The sequence below is a fragment of the Streptomyces sp. NPDC101237 genome (assembly GCF_044767465.1).
Lineage (GTDB): Bacteria > Actinomycetota > Actinomycetes > Streptomycetales > Streptomycetaceae > Streptomyces > Streptomyces gramineus.
The window spans coordinates 103,882-129,914 of the sequence record NZ_JBIWNY010000027.1; the positions used below are offsets into that span (position 1 = coordinate 103,882).

Here is a 26,033-nt window from a genome sequence, read left to right on the forward strand (position 1 = left end):
ATGACGACCACCGTGACATCCCTGCCCGAACCGCTCGATCCAGGCGCGGCGGATCCCGGTCCGGCGGCCGGAGCCGGCGGCGCCCGACTCTATCTGCGGCGTTTCGCACGCAACCGGCCGGCACTGTTCGGCGTCGCCCTGCTGGTGCTGCTGGTGCTCTTCAGCCTCTGCGGCGGTCTGTTCACGCACTTCGCCTACACCGACGTGGACTTCACCGCGCTCACCCGGCCCCCCGGTGGCACGCACTACTTCGGCACCAACCAGGGTGGCAACGATGTCTACGCCGAGGCCGTCCACGGTCTTCAGCGCTCCCTCGTGATCGCGGTCAGCGTCTCGGTCCTGACGATCGTGCTCGCCGCGGTGATCGGCGCGGGAGCCGCGTACTTCGGCGGCCGCGTGGAGAAGCTGACCCTGACCGTCATCCACTTCCTGCTCGTGGTGCCGTCGTTCCTGATCCTGGCCCTGGTCTCGCATCACCTCGCCGGCGACTGGCGTGTCCTGATCCTCGTGCTGACCGTCTTCGGCTGGATGTCGACGGCGCGGGTCATCTGGTCCGTCTCCACCTCCCTGCGCGAGAGGGACTACGTGCTGGCCGCCGAGTTCATGGGGGTACGGCCGTGGCGGATCATTCTGCGGCACATCATCCCCAACCTCGGTTCCCTGCTCATCGTCAATCTCACCCTGGGAGTCGTCGCCACCGTGCTCAGCGAAACCGCGCTGTCGTTCCTCGGATTCGGAGTGCAGACACCGGACGTGTCGCTGGGCACGATGCTCGCCGACGGATCCGGCACGATCACCACCGCACCGTGGCTGTTCGGCTACCCGGCCGCGCTGGTGGTGCTGCTGACCCTGTCCATGACCCTCGTCGGGGACGGTCTGCGCGACGCGTTCGACCCGAACTCGGCCACCGGGGCCCGCGGGAGCCGGCGATGACCCTGGCGACCCCGGGCACACCCCCGTCGAACGCCTTCGCCACCACGGCACCGGTGCTGTCCGTGCGCGGCCTCAGCGTGACCTTCCCCTCCGAGGCCGGTCCGGTACGGGCCGTGCGCGACGTGAGCTTCGACGTCCTGCCCGGACACACGCTCGGCATCGTCGGTGAGTCGGGGTCGGGCAAGTCCGCGACGGCGATGGGCGTCATGGGGTTGCTGCCGGAGACCGCCCGTGTGTCGGGGAGCGTGCTGCTGGGCGGCCACGACCTGGTGGGACTGAGCGACCGCGACCTGTCCGCGGTGCGCGGCAAGGACATCGGCATGGTCTTCCAGGATCCGTTGTCGGCGCTGACCCCGATCTTCTCCGTCGGCAGGCAGCTGTCCGACGCGCTCCGCGTGCACCAGGATCTGTCGAGGCAGGCCGCGTGGAGCCGTGCCGTGGAACTGCTGGACCTCGTCGGCATCGCCGAGCCGCACCGCAACGCCCGGGCGTTTCCGCACGAGTTCTCCGGAGGCATGCGCCAGCGCGTGGTGATCGCCCTGGCGATGGCCAACTCGCCCTCGGTCATCGTCGCCGACGAGCCGACCACCGCTCTCGACGTGACGGTGCAGGCCCAGATCCTGGACGTGCTGCGGACCGCGCAGACGGAGACCGGCGCCGGCCTCGTGCTGATCACCCATGACCTCGGGGTGGTGGCCGGATACGCCGACGACGTCGCGGTGATGTACGCGGGCCGGATCGTGGAACAGGCCGGTGCGAGCGAGCTGTTCGGGCGGCCGACGATGCCTTACACGATCGGACTGCTCGCCGCGGTCCCCCGGCCCGAGGCACGCGTGAGCGGGCCTCTGGTGCCGATCGGCGGCGAACCGCCGTCGCTGGTGGACCTCGCGGCAGGGTGCTCCTTCGCGGACCGCTGCCCCGCGGCCGTGGACCACTGCCGCACCGAGGAACCGGCCCTGACCACGGTCCCCGGACACGGGCAGGTCGCCTGCTGGCGCGCCGATGAGACGGCCGCACGAACTCCGGCCACGAGTGCGCTGTTCGCACCGCCCGCCCCTGTCGACGAAGCGCACCGCCCCGACCGGCGTGGCCCCGGTGAAAAGGTGCTGCGGGTCGCCGGCCTGGCCAGGACGTTCCCCATCACCAAGGGAGCACTCCTCAAGCGCCGCGTCGGCACGCTGCACGCGGTGAGCGACGTCGGCTTCGAACTCCGCGCCGGGGAGACGTTCGGCCTCGTGGGCGAGTCCGGCAGCGGCAAGACCACCACCCTGCTGGAGATCATGCGGCTGAGGGCGCCCGAGCAGGGCGTGGTGGAGATCGCGGGCACGGACGTCGCCGTCCCGCGCTCCGCCGAACGGACACGGCAACTGCGCCGCTCGGTGCAGATCGTCATGCAGGATCCCATGGGATCACTCGATCCACGGCTCTCCGTCTTCCGGCTGCTCGCGGAACCGCTCCAGGCCGTCGGCACGGACCGGGACACCGTCCGGCGCCGGGTGACCGAACTCCTGTCCCTCGTCGGGCTGGACGTGTCGCTGGCCGACCGGTTCCCCTCGGCCCTCTCGGGCGGCCAGCGCCAGCGCGTCGCGATCGCCCGGGCCCTGGCCACCGAGCCACGGATCGTGGTCCTGGACGAGCCCGTGTCCGCCCTGGACGTCTCCGTCCAGGCCGACGTGGTCAACCTGCTCACGAAGCTCCAGCGCGAACTGGACCTGGCCTACCTGATCGTGGCCCACGACCTCGCGGTGATGCGGCACGTCTGCGACCGCATCGCCGTCATGTACCTGGGACACATCGTCGAGAGCGGTGCCACCGAAGACCTCTTCGCGCACCCCCGCCACCCGTACACCGAAGCCCTTCTGTCGGCGATCCCGGTACCCGATCCGCAGGTGCAGCGCTCTCGCGAGCACATCGTGCTCCAGGGCGAACAGCCCAGTGCGTCACGCCTCCCCGCGGGCTGTGTCTTCACCGACCGCTGTCCGCTGTACCCGCTGCTCGACGACCGGACACAACAGCGCTGCCGCACCGAACGGCCCCTCCTGCGCCCGGCGGCGTCCGGAGCAGGCCACCGCCACGCCTGCCACGCCCGCTGACCGGCGGCAACTCCCTCTCCGCTCCCCCCTCGGCGCTGCCGCGAGACGCGGCATCGCCTCACCCCACAGAGAAACGGACCAGCTTCCCATGCGATCGAGAATCGCCCCGGCCTCCGCGCTCACCGTCGCCCTCGCCCTCACGGCCACCGCCTGCAGCTCCTCCGGCGCCGGAACTCCGAACGCCGGGAAGGCGGGTAACGGCTCGACGCCCGCGATCGCGTCGGCGAAGGTCGACTACAACCCCCAGCCCTACGACAACGTCAAGGACGGAGGCACCTACACCACCCCTGGAACCTTCGACGACCAGGGCAACCCGTTCAACGCCAACGCCACCCTCACGGCGACCCGTGTGTGGTTCTGGTACAACCCCGACGTCATCACCTACTCCCCCACAGGCGACGTGCAGTACAACCCGGACTACCTCAGCGACGTCAAGGTCACGGTGACCGGCGGCAACCAGCGGGTGGTCCTCACGATCAACCCCAAGGCCGCCTACAACGACGGCACACCGATCGACTGGCGGGCCGTCAAGGCGACCTGGCAGGCCAACAACGGCTCGAACAAGGACTACAACGCGACCAACACCGAGGGCTACCGGAACATCACCTCGGTCACCCGCGGCACCGACGACCGGCAGGCCGTCATCGACTTCAAGGGAGTCGACCCCTGGTGGTCGAGCCTGTTCACGACGTTCCTGAACCCCAAGGCCGCCACCACGGCGAACTTCAACGACGCCTACGTGAAGAAGGCGCATCCCGAATGGGGCGCGGGTCCCTACACCGTCGGCACCTTCGACACCAAGAGCGGCAACCTCACCTTCGTCCGCAATCCGAAGTGGTGGGGGAAGAGGGGCAAGCTCGACAAGCGGGTCTACGTCAATCTGGACTCCGAGGCCGCGATCAACGCGTTCAAGAACGGCCAGGTCGACTACGCGTCCACCGGCAGCGCCGAGGGCCTGAAGCAGATCAGCGGAGTCGACGGAACCGAGATCCGCCGCGGCGGCAGCCCCTTCGAGTACTCGCTCTACGTCAACTCGAAGTCCACGGTGCTCAAGGACGCCGAGGTACGCAAGGCACTGCTGGAGAGCATCGACCGCACGCAGATCGCCAAGATCCAGTTCCAGGGCCTGGACTACTCCGAACCGCTCCCCGGCTCGGCGCTGCTCTACAGCTTCCAGAAGGGCTACTCGGACAACGTCTCATCGGTGATCAAGTACGCGCCCGACGACGCCAAGAAGACTCTCGACGCGGCCGGCTGGAAGGCCGCGGGCAACGGTGTCCGGGAGAAGAACGGCACCCGGCTCACGGTGGGCTACACCCTGCTCGGCGACGACCCGCTGGAGAAGGCGACGGCGAACGCGTTCGCCGCCATGCTCAAGCCGGTCGGCATCCAGGTCGACATCAAGAAGGCGGACGAGGCCGACTTCGCCAAGATTCTCAGCGATCGCGACTTCGACCTGTTCCTCTCCGGCAACCGCTCCACGGACCCCTTCGGCGCCCGCTACCTGTACCAGTTCTACGGCACCGACAGCGACTCCAACCTGACCGGCACCGGAACCCCTGAACTGGACAAGGAGATCCACGCGGCGTCCCAGATATCCGACCCCGCGAAGCAGACGGCCCAGGCCAACGCGATCGAGCGCAAGGAACTGGCGCAGTACGCCTTCCTGCCCCTGTACAGCGGTCCCTCCGTCTACGGCGTCCGGAAGGGACTGGCCAATGTCGGCGCCACGATCTTCGGCACTCCCCTGCCCGAGACCGTCGGCTGGCAGAAGTGACCCGTTGAAGGGCCGGGGCAGGCGCACGTCGTGGCCCTGACCCGGCCTTTCGACGAGCGGGGCGACCCGATGCGGCCGTTGCGGTGAACGGCACGGGTGCCGGGTGCCGGGTGCTCGTCCCCGGCTCCGGGGGAAGTTTCATGCGCCCGCAACGAGCCGTATCGCGCTCGCCTGGTAGACATGGCCTGGTGAGCATCCCAGTGCTGAGCCGCAGGTTGTACGTGGATCTGGCGCGTGTCGACGCGTCAGGCTGTCCGCGCGCCTGACCTCACCGCCGCGTCCGTCCGGCGAGCGGCGACGACCCGTCCGAGCCTTTGCGGCGCCGTGGGATTCGGTCGGCGCGCAACCGGTACGGCAGCCGACGCGCCTGCCGGATCCGGTGAACTTCCGCTCCGACCCGCAGAACACGACGCCATGGGCGGGTCACCTCGCCCGGCACCGCATGCTCCACCGCACGTCCCCGGGGTGTCTCCCCACACCAGGACTTCCCCACGCCACGACCTCCCCCCACGCGCCCGCCTTCTCCCGAGCGACAAGGAACGGCCATGTCTACCCACGTCACCCGACGCAGCCTCGTACGCGGCATCTCCGCGGCGACCGCCGTCGCCGCCCTCGCCACCGGGCTCGCCGCCTGCGGTGGTGAGAGTGACGCCGTCACCAGGACGGACGACGCCACCGCGGGGAGCGTCACCGTCGGCCTGCTCTCCAACGGAGCAGCCACCGAGACCACTCTCAAGGTCCCCGAGGTCAAGTCGATCAGCGCCGAGCTGCCCTCCGCCGTCAAGAAGAGCGGCAAACTGGTGATCGGCCACGGCGCGCTGCCGTCCGGCTCCGCACCGCTCGAATTCGTGGGCAGCGACCAGAAGACCCTGACCGGCTCCGAGACCGACATCGGCCGCCTCGTCGCGGCGGTCCTCGGCTTGAAGCCGGAGAGCAGGAACTTCACCTGGGAGAACCTGTTCATCGCCGTCGACAGCGGCAAAGCGGACGTGGCCTTCTCGAACGTCACCGACACCGAGGAGCGCAAGCGGAAGTACGAGTTCGCCTCCTACCGTCAGGACAACCTCGCGTTCGAGGTGCTGAAGTCCAGCACCTGGAAGTTCGACGGCGACTACCGGAACCTCGCCGGCAGGACCGTCGAGGTCGGTTCGGGCACCAACCAGGAGCGCATCCTCCTGGAGTGGCAGCGCAAGCTGAAGAGCGAGGGCAAGACGCTCACCATCAAGCACTACCCCGACAACAACGGCGTCTACCTGGCGCTCAGCAGCGGCAAGATCGACGCCCACTTCGGCCCCAATCCGACGATCTCCTACCACATCACCCAGACCGCGAGGTCCCCCCACCCCACGGCCAACGCCGGCACCTACTCCGGAGCGGGCGCGTCACTCCAGGGGCTGATCGCGGCCACCTCCAAGAAGGGCAGCGGTCTCGCCAAGCCGATCGCCGACGCCGTCAACTACCTGATCGAACACGGCCAGTACGCCAAGTGGCTGGCCGCCTGGAACCTGTCCAACGAGGCCGTCGCCAAGTCCGAGGTCAACCCGGCCGGGCTGCCGCTCGACAACTCCTGATCCCTGGCGCGGGGCCGGGGCGCGTGCGGCACGCGCCCCGGCCGCTGCCGCACCCGTCACGTTCGGAGGGCGACTTGCACGACAGGGGCGACGGCCACCCGGGCGCACCGGGCCGGGGCGGGCCACGATGACCGCCTCGGCAGGCGCGGCCGCGTCGACCGACACGGGCCCGCCGCCGTCCGCGAGGCGGCGGCGGGCCGCGACCGCCGGTGCCCTGATCGCCGCCTTCGGCGGCTTCGCGGGCTTCAACCTGACGCTCTCCGCGCTGCCCGCGTACGCCGTCCGTTCCGGCGCCGGACCGTCGGGGGCCGGAACGCTCACCGCCGCTCTCATGGCCGCCACCCTGGTCGTCCAGCCCTGCACGCCGTGGCTGTTCGCCCGCCTCGGCCGACGACACTCGCTCGCCCTGAGCGGTGCACTGCTCGGGCTGCCGTGCCTGGCACTGCCCGCGGTCTCCACGCTGCCCGCGCTGACCGGACTCGCGGCGGTCCGCGGGCTCGGCTTCGGCATGTTCGTCGTCGCCGGTGTCACGTTCACCGCCGAACTGTTCCCGCCCGACAGGCGCGGGCGCGCCATCGGCTGGTACGGCGCCGTGGTGGGGGTGGCCGGCGTTCTCGGGGCGCCGCTGGGCATCGCCCTCGCCCGGCGAGGAGCGTACTCGCCGGTCTTCACCCTGGCGGCCGGCACGGCCGCCCTGGTCCTGGCCGGCTCCTTGGGGTTCCCGCGGACCGGACCGCCCGTGCGGCCATCGCGAGCCCGGTCCGATCGGCGCGCAACCCGCGGAACGTGGCGGTCGGTGCGCCCCATGGCAGGCCCGCTCCTGGTGGAGACCGCCTCCACCGCGGCGTACGGCGTCGTCTTCACCTTCCTGCCGCTGACCGCCGCGGCGGCACCCGGGGCGCTGCTCGCCGCTCAGGCCTCAACTGTGCTCTCGCGGCTCGGTGCCGGACGGCTCATCGACCGGTTCGGGGGCCGCCCGGTCCTGGTCCCCGCCGGTCTGGCCACGACGCTGGGCACCGCTGCGGGCGCGGCCTCCCACACGCCGGCCCTGCTGATGGCGGGGGCCGTCCTGTTCGGAGCGGGCTTCGGAGCGGTGCAGAGTGCCACCTTGATCCTCGCCCTGCGTGCTGCGGGCGACCGCCCCGGAGGTCTCGCTCTGGCCGGGGTCGCCTGGAACATCGCCTTCGACGGCGGCACGGGCGTCGGCTCGCTCGCGGGTGGCCCGGTGCTCCTGCTCGGCGGCCCGGCGGCCCTCTTCCCGGCGACGGCCACGCTGCTGGCCGTGATCCTGCTTCTCGACCTCCGCTTCGCCGCTTCGCCGCATCGCGGAAATGCCGGAGGACCACCGGAATAGTGACAGCGGACGCCCGTCGTCCATTCGCGGAAACGAAATACCGTCTCGGCGACAACTGCACGCCGATCGACGGCAGTTGATAGGGTCGGCTCATGCGGATCGGTGTGAATGTCCCCAACTTCGGTCCGGGCGCCAACCCGGACAACCTGGCCCGTTGGGCGAAAACCTCGGAGGGTCTCGGATTCGACCTGTTGATGCTCTCCGACCATGTGGCGATCACGCCGGATGTCGCCCGGCAATATCCGGCGCCGTTTTACGAGCCGGTCACCACGCTCGCCTGGCTGGCCGGCGTCACGAGCAGGATCCAGCTGGGCACGACCATTCTCGTCGCACCCTACCGACATCCCCTGCTGGTCGCCCGGATGGCCGCCAACCTGCAGGAACTGAGTGGCGGACGTCTGATCCTCGGCGTCGGGGTCGGCTGGGCGCGGGAGGAGTTCGAGGCGCTGGGTGTTCCGTTCGAGCGGCGCGGAGCACTGACCGACGAATATCTGCGGACCCTGCGTGCCGCATGGGAAAACGAGGCGGACTATCGCTGCGGACAGATTCCGATCTGGATCGGCGGCAACAGCGACGCCGCGCTGCGACGCGCCGTTCGGCTCGGTTATCCATGGCATCCGCTGCGGTTCACGATGCCGTGGTTCAGGGAAGCGCTGGAACGGCTGAAGCGTCTCGCGGACGAATCCGGCCGGCCTGTGCCTGAGCTGACGCCGCGCGTCTGTCTCAAACTCACGGAAAAGCCGGTCGACGACCCGGACCGCCGGGCCGGCGAGGGCACCATCGAGCAGATTCTCGAAGATGTCGAGGAACTGCGCCGGGCCGGTGCCGAGACCGTGCTGCTCGATCCCTACCAAGGCGACCCGGCCGAGACCCTGCGCCCACAGACGGCGTGGCAGGCGCTCGCCACCGTGGCCGCGCACCGACCGTAGTCCTCACCCCCGAAGAGACGGAGTCACAGTGGCCCTGAACGACCACGGCCTTCCCGAGGGCGGCGCCGACCGCTCCACCGGCGTCCGCGAGTCCGACCTGCCGTATCTGCGCCGCTGCGTCGAGCTGGCGGCCGAGGCGGTGGAGGCCGGGGACTGGCCGTTCGGTTCGGTGCTCGTCGGCGCCGACGGCAAGATCCTGGCCGAGGACCGCAACCGCGAGACCACCACGGGCGACCCGACCCGGCATCCCGAGTTCGAACTCGCCCGATGGGCCGCGACCCACCTCGGACCCGAGGAGCGGGCCGCGGCGACCGTCTACACCTCGGGTGAGCACTGCCCGATGTGCGCGGCCGCCCACGGGTGGGCCGGCCTGGGCCGCATCGTGTACGCGAGTTCGTCCCAGCAGGCCCGCGACTGGAAGGCCGAATGGGGAGTGCCCGTCACCTCGCCGCTGAGTCCGCTGACCGTGCAGGACGTGGTCCCCGGTGCCGAGGTGGCGGGTCCGGTCCCGGAACTCGCCTCGGAGGTACGCGAGTTGCAGTGGCGGTTCCGCACCAGGAACAGCGTGGGCGACTGACACCCGCGCGGACGGGGCCCGGCGGCGACCACGCCGCCGGGCCCCGTTCGCTGTCTCCTGCCGATGGGTCAGACCATGAACTGGTCGTACTTCGCCATGTGTTCCTGCAATTCCTCCAGGCTCGGGTTGCGCCCGTTGGCCGTCAGCCGCCCGAGACCGCGGAAGTAGTCCTCCCGGTTGTAGATCGGGTAGAACATGATCAGCAGCGTGGCGTCCTCGGTGCCCCGGTTGGTGAATCCGTGTGGTTCGCCCTTGGGGACGTAGGCGAACGCGCCGGGCTCACCCACCACCTTGCGGTCGCCGATGGTGAACTCGATCTCGCCCTTGACCACGTAGAACATCTCGGTGGACTGCTTGTGGATGTGCGGGCTGGCGCCGCTCGCCTCTGGAGCCATGTGGTGCTCGAAGAAGCCGAACTCGCCGTCGGAGTCCGCCGTGACGAGCTTGAGATACGTCCTCTTGGTGTCCCGGATGTTGACGAACTCGCCTTCGCCGGCCGGAACGTACAGCGGAACGGACATTGCTCTCCTCAAGGGGTGATGGACTTTTCGCCGGCCCGGCTGCCGGGCCCGCCTTGTCGAGTGGCTATCCGGCCTCGGCCAGTGCCGGGTCCGGTCCGGGTCTGGCCTCCGCCTGTGCCCGGGCCCACCGGCCGATGACCGGCGCGGCGAGACCGCAGACGGCGAACAGGGCGGCCAGGACGACCCATCCCGTGGTGCCGGTCGTGACGACGAGGCTGACCAGGACCGGTGCCGCGATCTGCTGGACGGCCACGCCGAGCCAGAAGACCGAGAGGTACACACCCTCCTGGCCCGGCACCGCGAGCAGATAGGAGCCGCCCCAGCCGCCCGCGGACTGGAACAGTTCGCCGCCGGTCAGTGCCACCATGGCCAGCAACAGCACCCCGACGGCCAGCAGGACCGGCAGCTTCGGTGCCGCGACGAGCAGCAGGCAGCACACCGCGAGGGAGACGCCGGCCCACACCAGGGCCCGCGCGGCACCGGCGATGGTGTCGGTGCCCCGGCTGGCCCACACCTGAAGGACCACCGCGAGCACGGTGTTGACCGCCACCAGGGGGGAGATGAGCGCCGAGGAGACGTCGGTGTGCCCGACGATCCACAGCGGGACGCCGATGCTCAGCAGGGTCATGTGCATGGTGAGCACGGCATTGATGCCGGTGAACGACAGGAAGGAGCCGTCCCGCAGGACACGGACGGAGAAGCGGCGCCGCAGGCTCTTCGCCGGTGCGCTGAGCACGGGCAGCCTTGAGGCAAGGCTCGCGAGCACGGCGAAGGAGGCGGCGTTGAGCAGCAGGATCGCCGTGTATCCAAGGCGGGTGTCGATCAGCAGCCCGACTCCGCCCAGCAGGGCGCCGACGGTGAATCCGACGTTGCGCAGCGACCGGAGGGTCGCGACCACTCTGACCCGGTCCTCGGCGGCCGTGGCCTGCCCGACCAGGGCCTGCTCCATCGGTGCCGCCGCCTTGTCGACCAGGCCGAGCAGGCACACCACCGTCAGGAACTGCCACAGGTTCTGCACGAACGGGTAGACCACGAAGCAGGCGCAGCGCCACAGGCTCACCCCGACCAGCACCTTCTTCGGGCCGATCCGGTCGGCCAGGACGCCGATCGGGATCGCCGTGCCCAGGGCGATGGTGGCGGACAGGCTCAGGCCGGAACCGAGGTCGCCCTCCGACAGGTGGACGGACCGGGTGATGAACGGCACGGAGACGGCCAGGAAGGCACCGGTGCCCACCGCGTCGATCATCGCCATCACGGCGAGACGTAAGCCGACCGGGCCGCCGGGCACGGACCCGCGCCATCCGCGGACGCGTTGCCACAGAACAGACATGTGCGTTTCCTCAATCGGTAGCTATGCGGATGGCGGCGTCCGCGTCCAGGACGCGCCGGTGAGCGGTGTCCGCGTCCGGAGCGGTCGCGATGACGTGCCCGGCACGGTCCCAGGAGGACGCCCACGGGCGGACCTGCCGGCCGGCCTCGACATCCACCTCCGCGGCGCGGACGCCGGGCAGTTCCCGCGCCCGGTCCAGGCCGGACACCTCCGTCACGGTGCCCGGCTCGGCGGCCAGGAAGCGGATCGCCGAGGTCTGGCGCGGGGAGCGGGGCAGCGTGACCTGACGGCCTGCCAGCAGGTCGATCAGGGTCACCCTGATGCGGGTGCCGTAGGCCAGGTCGATGAGGTCGATCAGGTGGTCACCGGGGCAGCGGCCGGCGCATTCGACCAGCGTGGGGCCGGCTCCGGTGAGGATCCACTCGGCGTGCAGGATGCCGGTCGCGAAGCCGGTGGCGGCGACCAGCGCGCGCATGGCTGCCCCGAACGCGGTCCGTGCGTCCCGGTCGAGCGGAGCGGGCAGCAGGTGGCCCAGCTCGACGGGGTAGGGCCCCGGGACGACGGTCTTCGCCGTGACGTTCTCGAAAATGATCTCGCCCTGCCGAACCAGGGCCTCGACACTGTACTCGGGCCCGTGCAGGCGCTCCTCGGCGAGGAAGCGCCATGTCAGCTGCCGATCGGGGACCTGCTCGTGCTCGGCGGCGGACGAGGTCCGCTGCCAGGCCTCGGCGGCGGTGGCGGCGTCGACCGAGTCCAGCAGCTGCACGCCGACGCTCGCCTGCCGGTTCGCCGGTTTGACCACCACCGGGCCGTCTCCGGCGAAGTCGAGGATGTCGGCGGGTCCGTGCACCTCGCGCCAGCGGGGATTGCGGACGCCGCCCGCGCCGGTGACCTCACGGAGGCGGACCTTGTCGCGCAGCGTCTGCGCGGCCGTCTCCGTCGCGCCCGGCAGACCGAGCTTCTCGGCCAGCGCGGCCGTGGCGGGCACCGCGTACTCCAGGCCCGGGACGACGGCCGCCACCGGCCGGGCGGCCGTCAGATCGGCCGCCAGGTCGAGGGCCTCGGCCGACTGCTGGTAGCTCGCCGGGACGATCCGGTCCAGGCAGTCGAAGCGGGCGGCCGCGTCCTGGAGTTCCCGTTTGCGGATGATGTCGGGCTCCTCGATCACCACGACCGACCCCGCGGGGACGCTGTCGTCGATGGCACGCAGGTAGGCCGCGTTGTAGCCGACGAACACCACCTGAGCGCCGGTGGCGAAGGCGGTCATGGGGACCTCCTGGTCGTGGATGTGGACCACTGCATGTCGGTGCCTTTCTCGGAGTGGGGGGACTCGTGAGCCGCGGTGCTCAGACCGGCGTCCCGAGCGGTCCGGTGCGACCGTCCGCTCGTACGACCGTGTTGTCGATGACGACCTCGATGGCGGCGAGGACCTCCGCGCAGCGGGCCCGGGCCTCCTCGGGAGAGGCGCCGTGGACGATGACGTGCCCGTGCCTGCTCTTGGAGTCGAGGACCGCCGGCACGGTGTCGCCCGGACCCGGCCGTAGGGTCAACTCGTCGACGTACGGCAGGGAAGCGGCTTCCTCCACGCCCCGGACGTCGTCGACGCGGCCGGGCGGGAAGGTGAAGAACCGCACGATCGCCGTCGCCGTCGTGGCTCGGGCCGCGGCGGGCGCGGCCGGCCGGTCGGCCAGGGCGGCGAAGATGGCCCGCTCGATGTCGAGGCCCGTGGCCAGCTCGACGAGGCGGGGGATCCGGTCGCCGCCGAGCCGGGCCTGCGACTCGACGACACGCGGGCCGCGCGCGGTCCAGATCACCTCGGTGTGCGCGGGACCGAACAGGTATCCGCAGGCCGTGAGGAACTCGGTGACGAGATCCTCGACGGCGCGTACGCGGTCCTCGGGCAGCGGTGCCGGATGGACGTGCCCGACCTCCACGAACAGCGGCGGTGGACCGAGCAGTTTCTCGGTGATGCCGACGACCTGGTGCCCGCCGTCCCGGCTCAGCGTCTCCACGCTGTATTCGGGTCCCCGCAGATACTCCTCGACGAGGAACGGGCCGTCGTAGCCGTACCGGTCGACGACCGCGGTCCACTCCGCCGCGTCCCGGGCCTCCCGCCACAGGAACACGCCTCGGCTGCCGGCCAGGGCGGTGGGCTTGACGACGGCCGGACGGCCGATCCGCTCGACGGCGTCGGGCACCTCCCGGCGGGTCGGCACGGCCTCGAAGGCCACCGGGGACAGGCCGTGCCGGGCGAGCAGGTCGCGCATCACGGCCTTGTCGGCGAGGCGGCGGATCGCCTCGGACGGGTTCAGTTCGGCGTGCAGGTCCTCGGCCGCCTCGTAGGCGGTGACCATCGTCTCCTCCCTGCCGAGGTGGTAGACCAGCGTGGCGCCGTGCTCCCGCGCCATCGTGCGGAGGGTGCGGCGCAGCAGCTCCGGATCGCCGAAGTCGGCCTCCGCGTAGAGGTCCGCCCGTGCGCGCACGTCGGCGAGGTACTCGGGTGTCTCCAGCCGGGGATCCCAGAGGGCGCCGACCCAGAACCCCTCGGCCTGGGCCTTGGAGACGAACTGGCGGTACGGCATCACCATCAGCAGGCGGGGCCGGTCGTCGGCGGGTCCGGGCGCGGTCACCGGGCACCGCCCCGAGGGGTGTCGCCGGCCGGGACGCGCTCGGCGTCCCGGGCCGGTGCCTGTTCGGGCTCGCGGCCGAGCAGGCTCAGGTACCGCTCGCCGCTGTCGGGCAGCACGGTGACGATGCGCCGGCCCCTGAACTCCGGACGGGCGGCCAGGACGCCGGCGGCGTGCACGACGGCGCCGGCCGAGACGCCGACCATCAGACCCGTGCGCCGTGCGAGGTGCCGGGTGGTGTCCAGGGCGTCCGCGTCCGAGACCGCGATCACCTCGTCGATGAGGTTCCGCTCCGTGGTGGGCGCGATGAATCCGCCGTTGAAGCCGGGGATGCTGTGCGTGCCGGGCTCGCCTCCGGACAGCAGCGGGGAGCCGGCCGGCTCCACGGCGACGATCCGCACCGCGGGGTGGCTCTCGCGCAGGTAGCGACCCGCGCCGCTGAGCGTGCCGCCGGTGCCCACGCCGCAGACCAGCACGTCGATGCGTCCGTCGGTGTCGCGCCAGATCTCCGGGCCGGTCGTCTGGTAGTGCGCTCGCGTGTTGTCCGGGTTGTCGTGCTGGCAGCAGAACCAGGATCCCGGGGTCTGCCGGTGGAGTTCCTCGGCCTTGTCGACGGCCGCCTGGTAGCCGCCGGTGTGCGGGGTCCGCACCACCTCGGCTCCGAGCGACCGGAGCATGGCCACGCGCTCCTGGGTGGCGTTGTCCGGCAGCACGATGACGCATCGGTAGCCGCGGGCCGCCGCCAGTGCGGCGAGCGAGATGCCGGTGTTGCCCGAGGTCGCCTCGATCACGGTGCCGCTGCCGGGCGTGAGCGACCCGCGTTCCTCGGCGCCGCGCAGCATCGACAGCGCGGCCCGGTCCTTGCTGCTGGACCAGGGATTGAACTGCTCCAGTTTCGCGAGCACCTCGGCGTCGGCCGGTACTCCGTCGACGATGCGGTCGACCGGCAGCCGCAGCAGCGGCGTACCGCCGATCAGGTCGACCAGGGAGTCGGAGACCGGGCGCTTGAGCACCGGCTCGGTGCGGATGCTGATCTCCTGTGCGGCGGCCTCGGCGGTGCGCGCGGCCAGTTCGGCGGTCTCGGCCACCACCAGCACATGACCGGCGCGGTCGCCGTTGCGACGCAGCTCCCGTACGACGGAGCCCGGTTCGGGCTTGACGACGACCTCCTCGACGCCGGGCAGGGCGGCGGCCCGCTGCCTGCCGCTGACCGAGACGACGCGGCCGGGCGGCGCGGTCAGGTAGCGGATGGCCGCGCCGCGGGCCGGCCGCTCGGGCAGTACCCGGGCGGGCAGTGGCTGCCCCAGGTACTGCCGGGCCACCAGCTCCAGGGACTTGAGGCCGAGGGCGCGGTCGACGAGGTAGGTGATCTTGCCCCCTGCGGGCCTGGGGTTGATCTCGATGAGCTTGGGACCGGACGCGGTCACCTTGATCTCGACGTGGGCCATGCCGAGGTCGAAGCCGACCGCGCGCAGCGCCTCCACGGCCAGGTCGCCGCAGGCGCGGACGACCGGCTCGGGCAGGGCGGAGGGAAAGGTGTGGGCCAGTTCGACGAAGTAGCCCTGCCCGACGACCGACTTGTCGGTCACTCCGAAGACCTCGTAGCGGTCGCCCTCGGCCAGCACCTCCACGCTGACCTCGGGACCGCTGAGGTACTCCTCGACCATCAGCTCGTGGTGGCGGGCCTGGCCGCGGGTGTTCTCCACCCGGGACCGGATCAGGGCGACGTGCTCGGCGGCCTGCGCCGTGCTCTCCACCAGCCGGACGTCGGCGCTGCTGGTCTCGTCCGCCGGCTTCACCACACAGGGCAGGCCGATCTCGGCCGCCGCGGCCGCCGCCTCGGCGGGGTCGCTGACGGTACGGAACGCCGGTATGGCGACGCCGAGTTCGGCGCAGCGGCGGCGCATCAGCGCCTTGTTGCGTGCCGTCGCGACGCCGTCGACGCTCACGGTGGGAAGTCCGAGGTGGACCGCCACCTGGGCGGCCACCACCACGTCGTACTCCGCGAGCGTCAGGAACGCGTCGAAGGGATGCTCGGACCCGGCCGCCCGCACGTGCGGCAGGAGTTCGTCGAAGAGGTTCGTCTCGCAGTGCACGATCTCGTCGACGTAGTCGTCGAAGTAGGCGGGCCCGCCCGGCACCGCGAGGTACCGGTCCAGGTCGCGGGTGAAGAAGGTGACGCGGCAGTCGAGTTCCTTGATGATCTGCAGGCCCTCGAAGCCGGATCCGGAGAGGTTGCTCTCCACGACACCGACGTGAATCATCTCTGCCTCCGTTGGCGTGCCGACATGGCGCCGGCTGGAACGACGAGCGACGAGCGGGGTGGTACCGGACGCGGTGTCGTCACCAGCACCCCGAGGTGGCCAACGCCCGCAGCAGCCGGTCGGCCTCCTCTCGGTCCGCTGCCGACAGCGGCTGTACGACCTCGGCCGCGGGGGCCATCACCCGGGCGCCCGGCGGCACGTCGCCCAGCACGAGCGACCCGGCCCCGATCAGCGCGTCGTCGCCCACGGTGAGCGGGCCCAGCACGATCGCGTTGGTGCCGAGCACCACCCGGTCGCCGACGACCGGGTGCCGGCGGGCGCCCGGTTCGCGCCGGCCGTCCCGCCACCAGCCGACCGCGCCCAGGGTGACCTGGTGGTAGATCGTGACGTCGTCGCCGACCTCGGCCGTCTCGCCGATGACGACCGCGGCTCCGTGGTCGATGAACACGCGCCGGCCGAGCCGGGCCCCCGGATGGATCTCGATGCCGCCGGTCACCGCGCGGGCCAGGTAGGCCAGGATCCGGGCGAGTCGACGATGTCCACGGGTGTACAGGACATGGGCCACCCGGTGGCTCCACAGCGCCGGCAGCGCGGGATGCAGCAGGGCCTCGCCGCGGGTGCGGATCGACGGGTCCCGCGCCACGATCACGGAGAGGTCCTCCCGCGCCCTGGCGATCACCCTGTGCATGGGGTCCTCCGTGAGTTCATGTCCTGGATCTCCGTGGCGTTCGTGAAGCGGCTGTGGGATGTCAGTAGTTGGGTGCTTTGACGAGGGTTCCGGTGCTGTTGACGATCTCGGGCAGGTAGACCTGCTCGGCCCAGACGTCCTGGGCCACCGGTTCCAGGGCGATCGACACGGCGCCCTCGTCGACCGAGAACGCGGTCCGCACGGCGCTGGTGATGGCGTCGACGAGGGCGGAGATCTGCTCGGCTTCGAGGTCGTTCGGGAAGTGCTTGATGCTGACGTGAGGCACTCCGATGGCCTTTCTGGAGGGTCGCGCGGCCTGAAGGGCGGTGACGAGTTCGGTTATTCCGTTCGTGCGCAGCAGTGCGTAGTGATCGGCCTCGAGTCGGCGGACCGTGGGACGCGCGGCCGACAGCCGGTGCCCCGAGTCGAGGAAGGAGTCCTGGTCGCCGGCGGCCCGGAACACCGTGATCGGTGCCTCGACGCTGCGTTCGGCCAGTTCGCCGGGGGCGTACTCGAAGAGGAAGGTCTGCCGCACCACGCCGACGATCCGTCGCACCAGTTCACGGTGCAGGTGCTCGAACCGCTCGCAGACGAAGGCGATGAAGGAGTCTTCGTCGTGGGTCGCGGCCAGACACGCCTCGACGGCGGTCCGCTCCAGGTTGCCTGCGAAGACCGAGTAGAGGATCGAGACGAAGGTGCTGTCCTTGAAGCTGACCGCCACGTCGGCGCGGACGGTGTCACGGACTTCGACGGGCGGCTTGCCGGGCGCGATCAGGATCAGCTCGTCCACCCGTTCACCGGCGCGTTCCAGCCGGTGGGCGGTCTCGAACGCGACCCGGGCGCCGAAGGAGTAGCCCCACAGGGTGTAGGGACCGGCCGGCTGGATCCGCCGGATGAGCTCGATGTCCTTGGTGACCATCTCGTCGAACGTCGGATACGCGTGCTCGCCCGGGTTGACGCCGTGCGCCTGCACTCCGTAGAACGGCCGGTCCAGGTCCAGCGTGCCGGCCAGCAGCCGCAGGCTCATCGGATAGCCACCGAGACCGGGCCAGCAGAACACCGGCCGCCCGGCGTCCGCGGCGCGCAGCCGTACCAGCCTGGGCAGCGCGGCAGCGGGCTCCCGGTCGACGCGCCGGGCGAGTTCCGCGATGGTCGGCGCGTCGAACAGCACCTGGAGCGGCAGGGAGCTGCCCAGCTCCCGGTTGATCCGTCCCACCAGATTGACCGCGGTGAGCGAATGGCCGCCGGCGGCGAAGAAGTCGTCCCGGATCGAGACTCGTTCCTGCCGGAGCACCGTGCGCCACAGGGCGGCGATGGCTTCCTCGGTGGGCGTCCGCGGCGGGACGACCGGCACCTCGGTGTCGTCCACGGCTGCTCGGTCCAGTTCCCGCAGCGCCTGGTGGTCGATCTTGCCGTTCGGGGTGAGCGGGAAGGAGTCCAGCACGGTGACCCGGTTGGGCACCATGTACGGCGGCAGGTTCTCGGCGAGGTTGTCCTTGACGATCTCGGCGGGACCCCGCATGTGGACGGAGTCCTCCTTCATGCCCTCGCTGAGCCGCTGCTCCGCGCTGATGCGGCCGCCCACGGCGAAGTAGGAGGCGGTGTCCGTGCCGAGCCCGAGGAGGTCGGCCGTACGCCGGGCGGACGGCAGCGGGTTGCCCGTCTGCGAGCTGTAGCCGGAGGACATCAGCCCAAGGCCTATGCCGTTCATCTGGAGGCGCTGGAGCTCCCGGCCGAGGTCGGTGTAGCGCTGCCAGGGGTCGGGCGCCCGGCCGATGAGGCTGATGCCGAAACTCGCGCGGTCGTAGACCTCCTGGTTGATGGCGATGACGTCCTGCCTGCGGATCAACTGGTCCGACACCCGCACCAGTCGGCCGTCGTCGTAGCGGTACTGGCCGCTGTCCAGGCCGGTGATCCGGCCGGGATGCGCCTGCACGTACAGCTCCACCGGAAGGGCGTCGGCCGGGCCGGTGGCCGGCTCCAGTTCGTAGGCGGCCAGGTAGTGGTCCTCGGGCGGGCAGCGCAGGAGTTCCTTGACCTCGGGTACGGCCGGGCGGGAGCTGATCCGGAGCCCGAACTCCGGGAGGATGTGGTCGAAGAGCCCGGCCATGTGGCCCGCCTCGAACTGGAGGACTTCCCGGATGTTGTTGCGGTAGACGGGCTCGATGGCCGACTGGTGCCCGATGAGGTGCACGCGCAGCCTCGGTGTGCCCTCGGGTGCGGGGCCGACCGGCACGAGCCGGTGGCTGACCGGGTGATGGTAGTAGTAGCCCGGTTCGAGGCCCGCGACGCCGGACAGCTCCAGGTACATCTGCGTCGCGTACAACGAGCCCGGCGAGGCGTACCCGTATTTCGGCAGCAGCCTTTCGGCGCTGGGGAACTGCCCGAAGTAGCGCAGCAGCGTGCCTAATTCGAGCAGCGTCAGGGTGCCCGGAACCCGGGCCGGGGCCGGTCGTACCGTCGGCCGGGCGAGCAGGTCCAGCAGGTCGGTCCGTTCGACGTCACCGCCCTCGTAGAAGCGGTAGGTCTTGCGGGCGAACACGGTGCGCCGCTGCCGGTCCGTCGCCGAGCGTCCCGGCAACTCGACGGCCGCTGCGCCGGCGTCGGGCGGCAGGTCGTCCCGCACCCCCAGATTCGCCAGCTGGGCCTTGAGTTGCAGCCTGCTCCGCTTCGACTGGTGGTGGGCTCCGTGATTGCCCTGGTCCATCAACGCGGCCTGCTGGGGGTCGAGTTCGATGAAGGCGACGAGATTGGCGCCGACCCTGTCGTCGTCCCGGACCAGGACGGCGGCGCGCTTCACCCAGCCGTGCTTCTCGATGGACACCTTGATCTCGTCCAGCTCGACCCGGAATCCGCGCAGCTTGACCTGGCTGTCGGTGCGGCCGAGGAACTGCACGGTGCCGTCGTCGTTCCACCGGGCCAGGTCGCCGGTGCGGTAGAGGCGGGCGTCTTCAGGACCGGTGGCGTACGGGTTGGTGACGAACCGTTCGGCGGTCAGCTCGGGGTTGTTCAGGTATCCGCGGGCGAGTTGGTCTCCCGCGATGTGGAGTTCTCCCGACTCCCCCGGTGCCACGGGCCGCCGGGCGGGGTCGAGGATGTGGAAGCTCATGCCCTTGACCGGCCGGCCGATGGGGAGGTGGTCGGGGGCGTGCTGGAGGGCGGCGCGGTCCACGGTGTGGGCCGACGCGTTGATCGTGCACTCGCTCGGGCCGTACAGGTTGACCAGTTCCACGTCCGGGAGCACGTCGAGCAGTTCGACGGCCAGGTTCCGGGTGAGCGCCTCACCGCCGCTGAAGACGTGGGTGAGCGAGGTGCAGCCGGACAGCCGTCCGGTGTCGACGAGGGCCTGGAGCAGCGTCGGTACGCCCTGAAGGGTGGTCACTTCGTGCGCGACGATCAGGTCGACGAGCCCGCCGGGATCGGCGTACCGGCCCGTTTCGCTCATCACCACGCTGCTGCCGCAGGCGGGTGCGAGGATCTCCCACTGGGCGGCGTCGAAGCTCAGGGGCGTCTTCTGCAACACCGTCCGGCGGCTGTCCAGACCGTGTTCGCCGGCCAGCCAGCGCATCTGGCCGACAATGCTGTGGTGCTCGATGCCGATGCCCTTGGGCCTTCCGGTGCTGCCCGAGGTGTAGATGACGTAGGCGAGGGTGTGGCCCGGCGCCGCGTCGGACGGAACCAAGGGATCGGTGTCCGTCCCGGCATCCGGGAGGGCCTGGGCGACGGTGACGATCATGGTGTCCGGCGGTGTCATGGCCGCCAGTCGGGAGACGGAGGACTCATCGGTCACGATCACCCTGGTGCGGGAGTCCTCGATCATGTAGCGGAGACGTTCGTCCGGGTACTCCGGGGACAGCGGCAGGTAGGGGGCACCCGCGTGCAGCACGCCCCAGACGCTCACCATGAGGTCGACGGACGGTTCCATGAAGATGCCGACCGGTTCGTCCGGCGCCGCACCGAGCCGCCGCAGATGGCCGGCCATGGTGGTGCTGCGCTGTCGGAGTTGCCGGAAGGTCAGCCGCTCCGTGCCGCAGGACACGGCAGTCCGGTCGGGCTGGGCGAGGGTGGCCGCGCGCAGCATGTCGGAGAGGGATGTTTTCTCGGACCCCGTTAGTTTCGCCATCATCCTTCGAACCTAGAATTCGCCAGTGTGAGTTGACGCGCGTCACGCATCGGGGAAATCACGCATGCGGAAGCGCGGTCGGTGAGGGTTTCGTCCGGGAGGTTCGCGGCCGGAAGGCCCGCGAGGTTCAATTGATCGGCAGCACGGAAATCCCGCCCCGGCCACACAGTGCGGGGCCGGCGGTCAGCGCCTTTTCGTACATCGCCCACAGGGGCGGTGCGCGGGATGCACGTGTCGTACGGACATGCCTTTTGCGCCTCCCCCGTCAGTCCGCAGAGCTGGTGACGGTCCTGCGCCTTCCCCTCGAAGGGGTGGCACCGGCCGAAACAGGTCAGTCATCGCCGTGACCGATCGGAACGTACACGAGCGAGATGGCCGAGGCGAGACCTTGAAACAGAGCGGCTCGCACCTTTTGCCATGTTTTCCGCCGCCACCCTTCCGGACAGACCTGGATGGCCGAAGTGTTGCGTGGCGCAAACAGGGGGACCCTGCTCCGGTTATCGGATAGCGGCGTGATGACGAGGGCGTCATCCGGTCGGCGACATAGCGGCTTGCCTGGCAATGCAGACCGCCGCGATTCCTTTGACAGCACCTCGGACCGGCACCGGAAAGCGGCCGTCTGCGGCAGTGAATGTTCAGTGCACCCGGTTTCTCGGCACTCTTGCCCAGGGTGGGTGACGCCTTCAGAAAGCGTTAACAAAGCCGCAACGGAACACGGCCGACAGCCCTTATCTTCCTGCACATATCTAGTTGTTGCAAGTAATATGCATGAAGGCCTGGGACTTAGGATGCGAACTGCCGCACATGGCAGCCGAGCTCCTCGCCTCCGCCGGGGAGTTCGCCTCAGAGGCAGTCAACTGCGGTTTCTTCCGCAGCGGTGAGTTCTGGACGCCCCAACTGCCCGTACACGGAGAGGGCCGACGAGTCCAAGCGGAACGGGGTGACGAACCGGACCCACGCCTGCTCACTGGCGTGATCCGCGAAGTCGTAGGCGAAGCGCGCTCGCTCCAAGGCCCGGAGCGCCCCCATCTCGTCGCCGGCCGCCCGGGAAAGGAACTCCGACGTCGCCTTCGGCGCCGAAGCGCCGTAGCCGCTCCAGGTCAGGGACAGGGCTCGGAGCCGGTGCGTGCGGCCTGTCAGCAGTCCGCTTGGTCGGGGGCGACGGATTCGCGTTGTGCGGTCTGCGCGACACGGGCGAGCAGCGTACGCAGCTGTAGCGCGTCGTGGTCGTCGAGGTCGGCGAGCAAGCGCGCCTCGGCGGCGGCGAGGCTTTGCCGCACCTGGCCGAGGCGGGCGCGTCCGGTGTCGGTGATGAGGACTTGACGTGCGCGGCGGTCGCGCGGGTCGGGCCTCCGGGTGACCAACTCGTGCGCTTCGAGGTCGTCGAGCAGGTAGGTCATCACGGTGCGGTCGAGACTGACCTCTTTCGCCAGGGCGAGCTGCGAGGGCGGCTCGCCGCCGGCGAGGGCGACCAGGACGAGGTAGGCGCGCGCGCCTCCGGGCAGGTCGGCGACGGATTCGGTGGCCACGCGGCGGAACTCCGTGGAGACCATGCGGATCGCCCAGCCCAGGTCGGTGTCCAGCGCCAGGTCCGTGGCCTCACCGTTCGACTTCTTCTCGGACGTGGATGCGCTCACCCCCGCACTCTAGCATGATGCGCTCACTCCTAGATGTTCTTGCCAACAGAACATCTGTGATGCATATTGGATTGCGTGCCGGGCCGGCGTGCGGGTGATCCGCACAGCCACCATGACGACTGCCAGAGGAAGAAGACGATGAGCACCAGCACCGTTTTGCAGGGCCGTACCGCGCTCGTGACCGGGGCGACCTCGGGGATCGGCAAGGCCGTCGCACGGAGCCTGGCCCGTCAGGGGGCCGAGGTCGTGCTGAGCGGCCGGGACCGGGCGAGGGGCGAGGCGCTGGTGAAGGAGATCGCGGCCGAGGGCGGCACCGCCCGCTTCGTCGCCGCCGACCTCATGGACGCCGCCGACACGCTGCGCCTAGCCTCCGAGGCAGGCGCCGTGGACATCCTGGTGAGCAACGCGGGCCTGTACGAGTTCGCGCCCACCGCGGCGACGGATGCCACGAGCTTCGACCGGCACATCGCCGTCAACACCCGCGCACCCTTCCTCCTGGTGGGCGCGCTGGCGCCCGGCATGGCCGAGCGCGGCCAGGGATCGATCGTGATCGTCGGCTCCAGCGCGGCCCGCCAGCCCGCTCCGATCGGTGCCGCCTACGGCGCTTCCAAGGCCGGAGTGGAGATCCTCACCCGGTACTGGGCCACCGAGTTCGGCCCGGCCGGTGTGCGGGTCAACACCGTCTCGCCGGGCCCCGTGCACACCGAGGGCACGCAGGCCATGCTCGGCGAGCACATCAGCGTCCTGGACACGACGAACGCCCGCGGACGCGCGGGGGACCCCGCCGAGATCGCGGAGATCGTCTCGTTCCTGGCCGGCCCGGCCAGTTCCTACGTCAACGGTGCCGTGCTGTTCGCCGACGGCGGCGAGCGCAGCACCCTGCCCGGCTGAGGGAAGCCCACCATGAACATCTTCGTCATCGGCGCCACCGGCTTCGTCGGTGGCAACCTCGCCCGCCATCTGGCCGCTGAAGGTCACACGGTCACCGGCCTGGCCCGTACCGAAACCGCGACCGTCGCCCTCGAATCCCAGGGCATCGTGCCCGTCGCCGCCGACCTGGGCCCGCGTCGCCCGGCGGCCGTCGAAGCGGCCCTACGGGCGGATGCGGTCATCTATGCCGCCCAGGCCGACCCGGACCAGGAGAGCGCGACCGCCCAGGAGCTGGCCGGGGCGCTGGCGGGGACAGGCAGGACGCTCATCTTCCTGTCCGGCAGCGGCGTTCTGATGCAACGCACCGCGGGTGCCTGGAGTCCGGATGTCTTCGCCGAGCAGGACCCCTTCACGCCGGAGCCGCTGGCCGAGTTCCGCAAGGCCGCCGAGGACACCGTCCTGGCCGCTGCCGGGAACGGGGTGCACGCGATGGTCGTCCGTCCCGGTCTGATCTGGGGCCCCGAGGACCACGGGCACATACCGATGATCTACCGGTCGGTGGCCGTGAGCGGGGCCGCCTGCTACGTCGGGCAGGGACTGAACACCTACAGCCACGTCCACATCGACGACGTGACCCGCCTGTTCACCCTCGCTCTGGAAAAGGGCAGGCCCGGAGGGCTCTACCACGCCGTCGCAGGCGAGGTCCCCAACCGCTGGATCGCCGAACGCGCTGCGGACGACCTCGGCGTGCAGGCCCGCAGTGTCACCACCGAAGAGGCCGCCGCGGTATGGGGCGAGTTCGGCGCCCTCATCATGGCCGCCTCCAGCCGCATCCGTGCGGTCAGCGCCCGACAGGAACTGGGTTGGCACCCCGAGCGCACCGACATGCTGTCCATGATCGGTGAGGAGCGTCTGCGTCGGCTCGCGGCCCCCGGCGTGTGATCGACGCTTCCGCCACCGCCGGCGTGTCAGCAGCAGTGGCACAGCCGCCCGAAGCCTGTCGAACGGCTTCCCCGCACAGCACCCCCTTGACCCCTTTCACTCCTTGACGGAAAGGCACCCTCGTGAACACTGCCGACTGGCCTCCCGACGGCTTCCGCATCCACAAGATCGCCGCCAACGGCACCCGTCTCTCGGTAGCCGTCGGCGGCAGCGGTCCGGTCCTGGTCCTGCTTCACGGCTGGCCGCAGACCTCCCGCGCCTGGGCCCGCGTGATGCCGGCCCTCGCCCCGGGGCACACCGTCGTGGTCCCCGACCTGCGGGGCACCGGGGACAGCGACCGCCCCGAGGGCGGCTACGCCAAGACCAACCAGGCCGACGACATACGCGGAATCCTCACCGCCCTGGACCTGAGCGGCCCGGTGGCCGTGGCCGGCCACGACATCGGCTCGATGGTCGCCTTCGCGTGGGCCGCCGCCCATCCCGACGACATCTCCCACCTGGTCCTGGTCGACTCCCTGCTGCCCGGCCTCGGCCTGGAGGAAGCGATGAACGTCGCCGAGGGCGGCATGTGGCACTTCGGTTTCTTCATGACCCCGCACCTACCCGAGATGCTCTTCGACGGCCATGAACTGGAGTTCTTCACCGCGACATTCACCGCCCTGTCCAACCCCGGCACCTTCAGCAACGACGACCTCGCCGCCTACGCCCGGGCGTACACCGGCCGGGAGCGGCTGCGCGGCGGCTTCGAGCACTACCGCACCCTCCTCGACGACGGGCGCGAGAACCGCGCCCTGCTCGCCGAACGGAAGCTGCCCATGCCCGTCCTGGCCATCGGCACCGCCCACTCCGGCACCACCGCTGCCGAAGCCCTGGCCCCCCACGCCGACAACGTGCAGGGCACAATCGCGCCGACCGGGCACTTCGTCGCAGAGGAAAACGCCGACTGGTTCACCAAGACAGTGACCGAGTTCCTCGGCTGACCCTCAAGATCTTCCGGCTCCGCCACCGCTCGGCGCACTCGTCACCTACGTCCGCGCCGCGCCTGTCGGCGGCTGACCGCTTTCGGGCGAAGCCGACCCGCTCAGCGGCCTTCCCGGCGTTCACGCGGCGCGTTCGCTCTCCAGTTCCCGCTTGAGGTTGCGCAGGGTCGTGTCGATATTGCGGACCTGGAACGCGGCGAACGTCCGGCCCGGAGTGACCAGCCGGTCGAAGGCGCCGGCCAGGAACGCCGGCCACGCGCGCCGGTCGTCGGTCCAGGTCTCCGTGACGCGGGTGCCCGTCCCCGCCGGCTCGAAGCGGTACTCCCAGGTGGCGATCGGGCCGCGCAGGCGCGGGCGGGTGCGGCCGATGGCGTGGACGCGAAAGGCGAACCTGCGGCCCGGATCGGCCGCCGTGACGGTGCAGCGCGTCACCCAGCGGAACCCGCCGCGCCTGTTGCGTCCCACGAACCCGTCCCCCTGCGCGAGGGCACCGTCGGCCGTGTCACCCGTCGTGCCCAGGTTCTCCGGACTCCAGCGCCCCATGTCGGCCGGGCGGCTCACGGCCCGGTAGACGGCTTCCGGCGGGACGTCGACGACGATGCTGCCGCTCACGGTGAACACTCGGGTCACTGCACTGCCTCTCACCGGGAACCTCAAGCTACTGTCGAGTAGGAATCATGTCAGGCGGCCCGGTCCGGGTACAGCGGGCTCCTTCGGGTACGGCGGTGAGGGGCGGGGCGCATGCCCCGCCCCTCACTCTTCTCCCCGTCACAGGAGCCTGGGGCCGGGTGGTGTGACAGTGCGCACCCGGCTGTGC

At 70.6% G+C, this 26,033-nt stretch carries 19 protein-coding genes and 1 pseudogene; 10 read left to right on the forward strand and 10 right to left on the reverse strand.

Annotation, left to right across the window (positions count from 1 at the left end):
• From ACIRQ9_RS32580 to ACIRQ9_RS32610, 7 genes are all read left to right on the forward strand, one after another.
• Window positions 1-933 (forward strand): ABC transporter permease, encoded by a 933-nt coding sequence (locus tag ACIRQ9_RS32580; protein ID WP_404181598.1) that lies wholly within the window; start codon window positions 1-3, stop codon window positions 931-933.
• Window positions 930-3,026 carry a dipeptide ABC transporter ATP-binding protein gene (locus tag ACIRQ9_RS32585; RefSeq protein ID WP_404181600.1) on the forward strand — a complete coding sequence of 699 codons (2,097 nt, stop codon included), beginning with the start codon at window positions 930-932 and terminating at the stop codon, window positions 3,024-3,026. The genes ACIRQ9_RS32580 and ACIRQ9_RS32585 overlap by 4 nt, the downstream gene beginning before the upstream one ends.
• Before the next feature lie 88 nt (window positions 3,027-3,114).
• Window positions 3,115-4,803 carry an ABC transporter substrate-binding protein gene (locus ACIRQ9_RS32590; protein WP_404181603.1) on the forward strand — a complete coding sequence of 563 codons (1,689 nt, stop codon included), beginning with the start codon at window positions 3,115-3,117 and terminating at the stop codon, window positions 4,801-4,803.
• Between the two features lie 545 nt (window positions 4,804-5,348).
• The gene (locus ACIRQ9_RS32595; RefSeq protein ID WP_404181606.1) at window positions 5,349-6,374 is read left to right on the forward strand and encodes a transporter substrate-binding domain-containing protein; all 1,026 of its coding nucleotides are present in this window, start codon (window positions 5,349-5,351) and stop codon (window positions 6,372-6,374) included.
• Window positions 6,375-6,501: 127 nt separating this feature from the next.
• Window positions 6,502-7,728: an MFS transporter gene (locus ACIRQ9_RS32600; RefSeq protein WP_404181609.1), complete on the forward strand. Its 1,227-nt coding sequence runs from the start codon at window positions 6,502-6,504 to the stop codon at window positions 7,726-7,728.
• A gap of 92 nt (window positions 7,729-7,820) precedes the next feature.
• Window positions 7,821-8,657, forward strand: coding sequence for an LLM class flavin-dependent oxidoreductase (locus ACIRQ9_RS32605; protein WP_404181611.1), 837 nt, complete (start codon window positions 7,821-7,823; stop codon window positions 8,655-8,657).
• Between the two features lie 28 nt (window positions 8,658-8,685).
• Complete coding sequence (locus ACIRQ9_RS32610; protein WP_404181614.1) at window positions 8,686-9,234, forward strand: nucleoside deaminase; 549 nt, start codon at window positions 8,686-8,688, stop codon at window positions 9,232-9,234.
• Between the two features lie 68 nt (window positions 9,235-9,302).
• On the opposite strand, the gene ACIRQ9_RS32615 is transcribed toward ACIRQ9_RS32610, so the two are convergent.
• The 9 genes and pseudogenes from ACIRQ9_RS32615 to ACIRQ9_RS32655 all read right to left on the reverse strand — a co-directional run bounded on the left by ACIRQ9_RS32615 (window position 9,303) and on the right by ACIRQ9_RS32655 (window position 22,424).
• Window positions 9,303-9,755 carry a cupin domain-containing protein gene (locus tag ACIRQ9_RS32615; protein WP_351322262.1) on the reverse strand — a complete coding sequence of 151 codons (453 nt, stop codon included), beginning with the start codon at window positions 9,753-9,755 and terminating at the stop codon, window positions 9,303-9,305.
• Window positions 9,756-9,819: 64 nt separating this feature from the next.
• A complete protein-coding gene (locus ACIRQ9_RS32620; RefSeq protein ID WP_404181617.1) occupies window positions 9,820-11,085 on the reverse strand; it encodes an MFS transporter in 1,266 nt (421 codons plus the stop codon).
• Window positions 11,086-11,095: 10 nt separating this feature from the next.
• Window positions 11,096-12,352, reverse strand: coding sequence for an ATP-grasp domain-containing protein (locus ACIRQ9_RS32625; protein ID WP_404181620.1), 1,257 nt, complete (start codon window positions 12,350-12,352; stop codon window positions 11,096-11,098).
• 79 nt (window positions 12,353-12,431) lie between these two features.
• Window positions 12,432-13,715 (reverse strand): ATP-grasp domain-containing protein, encoded by a 1,284-nt coding sequence (locus ACIRQ9_RS32630; RefSeq protein WP_404181623.1) that lies wholly within the window; start codon window positions 13,713-13,715, stop codon window positions 12,432-12,434.
• The gene (locus ACIRQ9_RS32635; RefSeq protein ID WP_404181672.1) at window positions 13,712-15,034 is read right to left on the reverse strand and encodes a cysteine synthase; all 1,323 of its coding nucleotides are present in this window, start codon (window positions 15,032-15,034) and stop codon (window positions 13,712-13,714) included. Before ACIRQ9_RS32635 ends, ACIRQ9_RS32630 begins: the two co-directional genes overlap by 4 nt.
• Before the next feature lie 57 nt (window positions 15,035-15,091).
• Window positions 15,092-15,976: pseudogene (locus tag ACIRQ9_RS32640) on the reverse strand (acetyl-CoA carboxylase biotin carboxylase subunit family protein); the annotation flags it as partial.
• A gap of 79 nt (window positions 15,977-16,055) precedes the next feature.
• Window positions 16,056-16,664, reverse strand: a complete 609-nt coding sequence (epsC, locus tag ACIRQ9_RS32645; RefSeq protein WP_404181626.1) for a serine O-acetyltransferase EpsC — start codon at window positions 16,662-16,664, stop codon at window positions 16,056-16,058.
• A 61-nt stretch (window positions 16,665-16,725) separates the two neighbouring features.
• Window positions 16,726-20,790: an amino acid adenylation domain-containing protein gene (locus tag ACIRQ9_RS32650; RefSeq protein WP_404181629.1), complete on the reverse strand. Its 4,065-nt coding sequence runs from the start codon at window positions 20,788-20,790 to the stop codon at window positions 16,726-16,728.
• Between the two features lie 1,133 nt (window positions 20,791-21,923).
• Window positions 21,924-22,424, reverse strand: coding sequence for a MarR family winged helix-turn-helix transcriptional regulator (locus ACIRQ9_RS32655; protein WP_404181632.1), 501 nt, complete (start codon window positions 22,422-22,424; stop codon window positions 21,924-21,926).
• Window positions 22,425-22,562: 138 nt separating this feature from the next.
• Between ACIRQ9_RS32655 and ACIRQ9_RS32660 the strand changes: the two genes are divergently transcribed.
• From ACIRQ9_RS32660 to ACIRQ9_RS32670, 3 genes are all read left to right on the forward strand, one after another.
• Complete coding sequence (locus ACIRQ9_RS32660; protein ID WP_404181635.1) at window positions 22,563-23,315, forward strand: SDR family NAD(P)-dependent oxidoreductase; 753 nt, start codon at window positions 22,563-22,565, stop codon at window positions 23,313-23,315.
• 12 nt (window positions 23,316-23,327) lie between these two features.
• Complete coding sequence (locus tag ACIRQ9_RS32665) at window positions 23,328-24,236, forward strand: NAD-dependent epimerase/dehydratase family protein (protein ID WP_404181638.1); 909 nt, start codon at window positions 23,328-23,330, stop codon at window positions 24,234-24,236.
• 122 nt (window positions 24,237-24,358) lie between these two features.
• On the forward strand, window positions 24,359-25,216 hold the full coding sequence (locus tag ACIRQ9_RS32670) for an alpha/beta fold hydrolase (RefSeq protein ID WP_404181641.1): 858 nt from the start codon (window positions 24,359-24,361) through the stop codon (window positions 25,214-25,216).
• 120 nt (window positions 25,217-25,336) lie between these two features.
• On the opposite strand, the gene ACIRQ9_RS32675 is transcribed toward ACIRQ9_RS32670, so the two are convergent.
• Window positions 25,337-25,846, reverse strand: coding sequence for an SRPBCC family protein (locus ACIRQ9_RS32675; protein ID WP_404181644.1), 510 nt, complete (start codon window positions 25,844-25,846; stop codon window positions 25,337-25,339).
• Window positions 25,847-26,033: the final 187 nt, after the last annotated feature.

Excerpts from the sequence above, each read along its gene's own strand:
- ACIRQ9_RS32580 (WP_404181598.1), top strand. The coding sequence starts at position 1 with ATGACGACCACCGTGACATCCCTGCCCGAACCGCTCGATCCAGGCGCG.
- ACIRQ9_RS32585 (WP_404181600.1), top strand. The coding sequence starts at position 930 with ATGACCCTGGCGACCCCGGGCACACCCCCGTCGAACGCCTTCGCCACC.
- ACIRQ9_RS32590 (WP_404181603.1), top strand. The coding sequence starts at position 3,115 with ATGCGATCGAGAATCGCCCCGGCCTCCGCGCTCACCGTCGCCCTCGCC.
- ACIRQ9_RS32595 (WP_404181606.1), top strand. The coding sequence starts at position 5,349 with ATGTCTACCCACGTCACCCGACGCAGCCTCGTACGCGGCATCTCCGCG.
- ACIRQ9_RS32600 (WP_404181609.1), top strand. The coding sequence starts at position 6,502 with ATGACCGCCTCGGCAGGCGCGGCCGCGTCGACCGACACGGGCCCGCCG.
- ACIRQ9_RS32605 (WP_404181611.1), top strand. The coding sequence starts at position 7,821 with ATGCGGATCGGTGTGAATGTCCCCAACTTCGGTCCGGGCGCCAACCCG.
- ACIRQ9_RS32615 (WP_351322262.1), bottom strand. The coding sequence starts at position 9,755 with ATGTCCGTTCCGCTGTACGTTCCGGCCGGCGAAGGCGAGTTCGTCAAC.
- ACIRQ9_RS32620 (WP_404181617.1), bottom strand. The coding sequence starts at position 11,085 with ATGTCTGTTCTGTGGCAACGCGTCCGCGGATGGCGCGGGTCCGTGCCC.
- ACIRQ9_RS32625 (WP_404181620.1), bottom strand. The coding sequence starts at position 12,352 with ATGACCGCCTTCGCCACCGGCGCTCAGGTGGTGTTCGTCGGCTACAAC.
- epsC (WP_404181626.1), bottom strand. The coding sequence starts at position 16,664 with ATGCACAGGGTGATCGCCAGGGCGCGGGAGGACCTCTCCGTGATCGTG.
- ACIRQ9_RS32650 (WP_404181629.1), bottom strand. The coding sequence starts at position 20,790 with ATGATGGCGAAACTAACGGGGTCCGAGAAAACATCCCTCTCCGACATG.
- ACIRQ9_RS32660 (WP_404181635.1), top strand. The coding sequence starts at position 22,563 with ATGAGCACCAGCACCGTTTTGCAGGGCCGTACCGCGCTCGTGACCGGG.
- ACIRQ9_RS32665 (WP_404181638.1), top strand. The coding sequence starts at position 23,328 with ATGAACATCTTCGTCATCGGCGCCACCGGCTTCGTCGGTGGCAACCTC.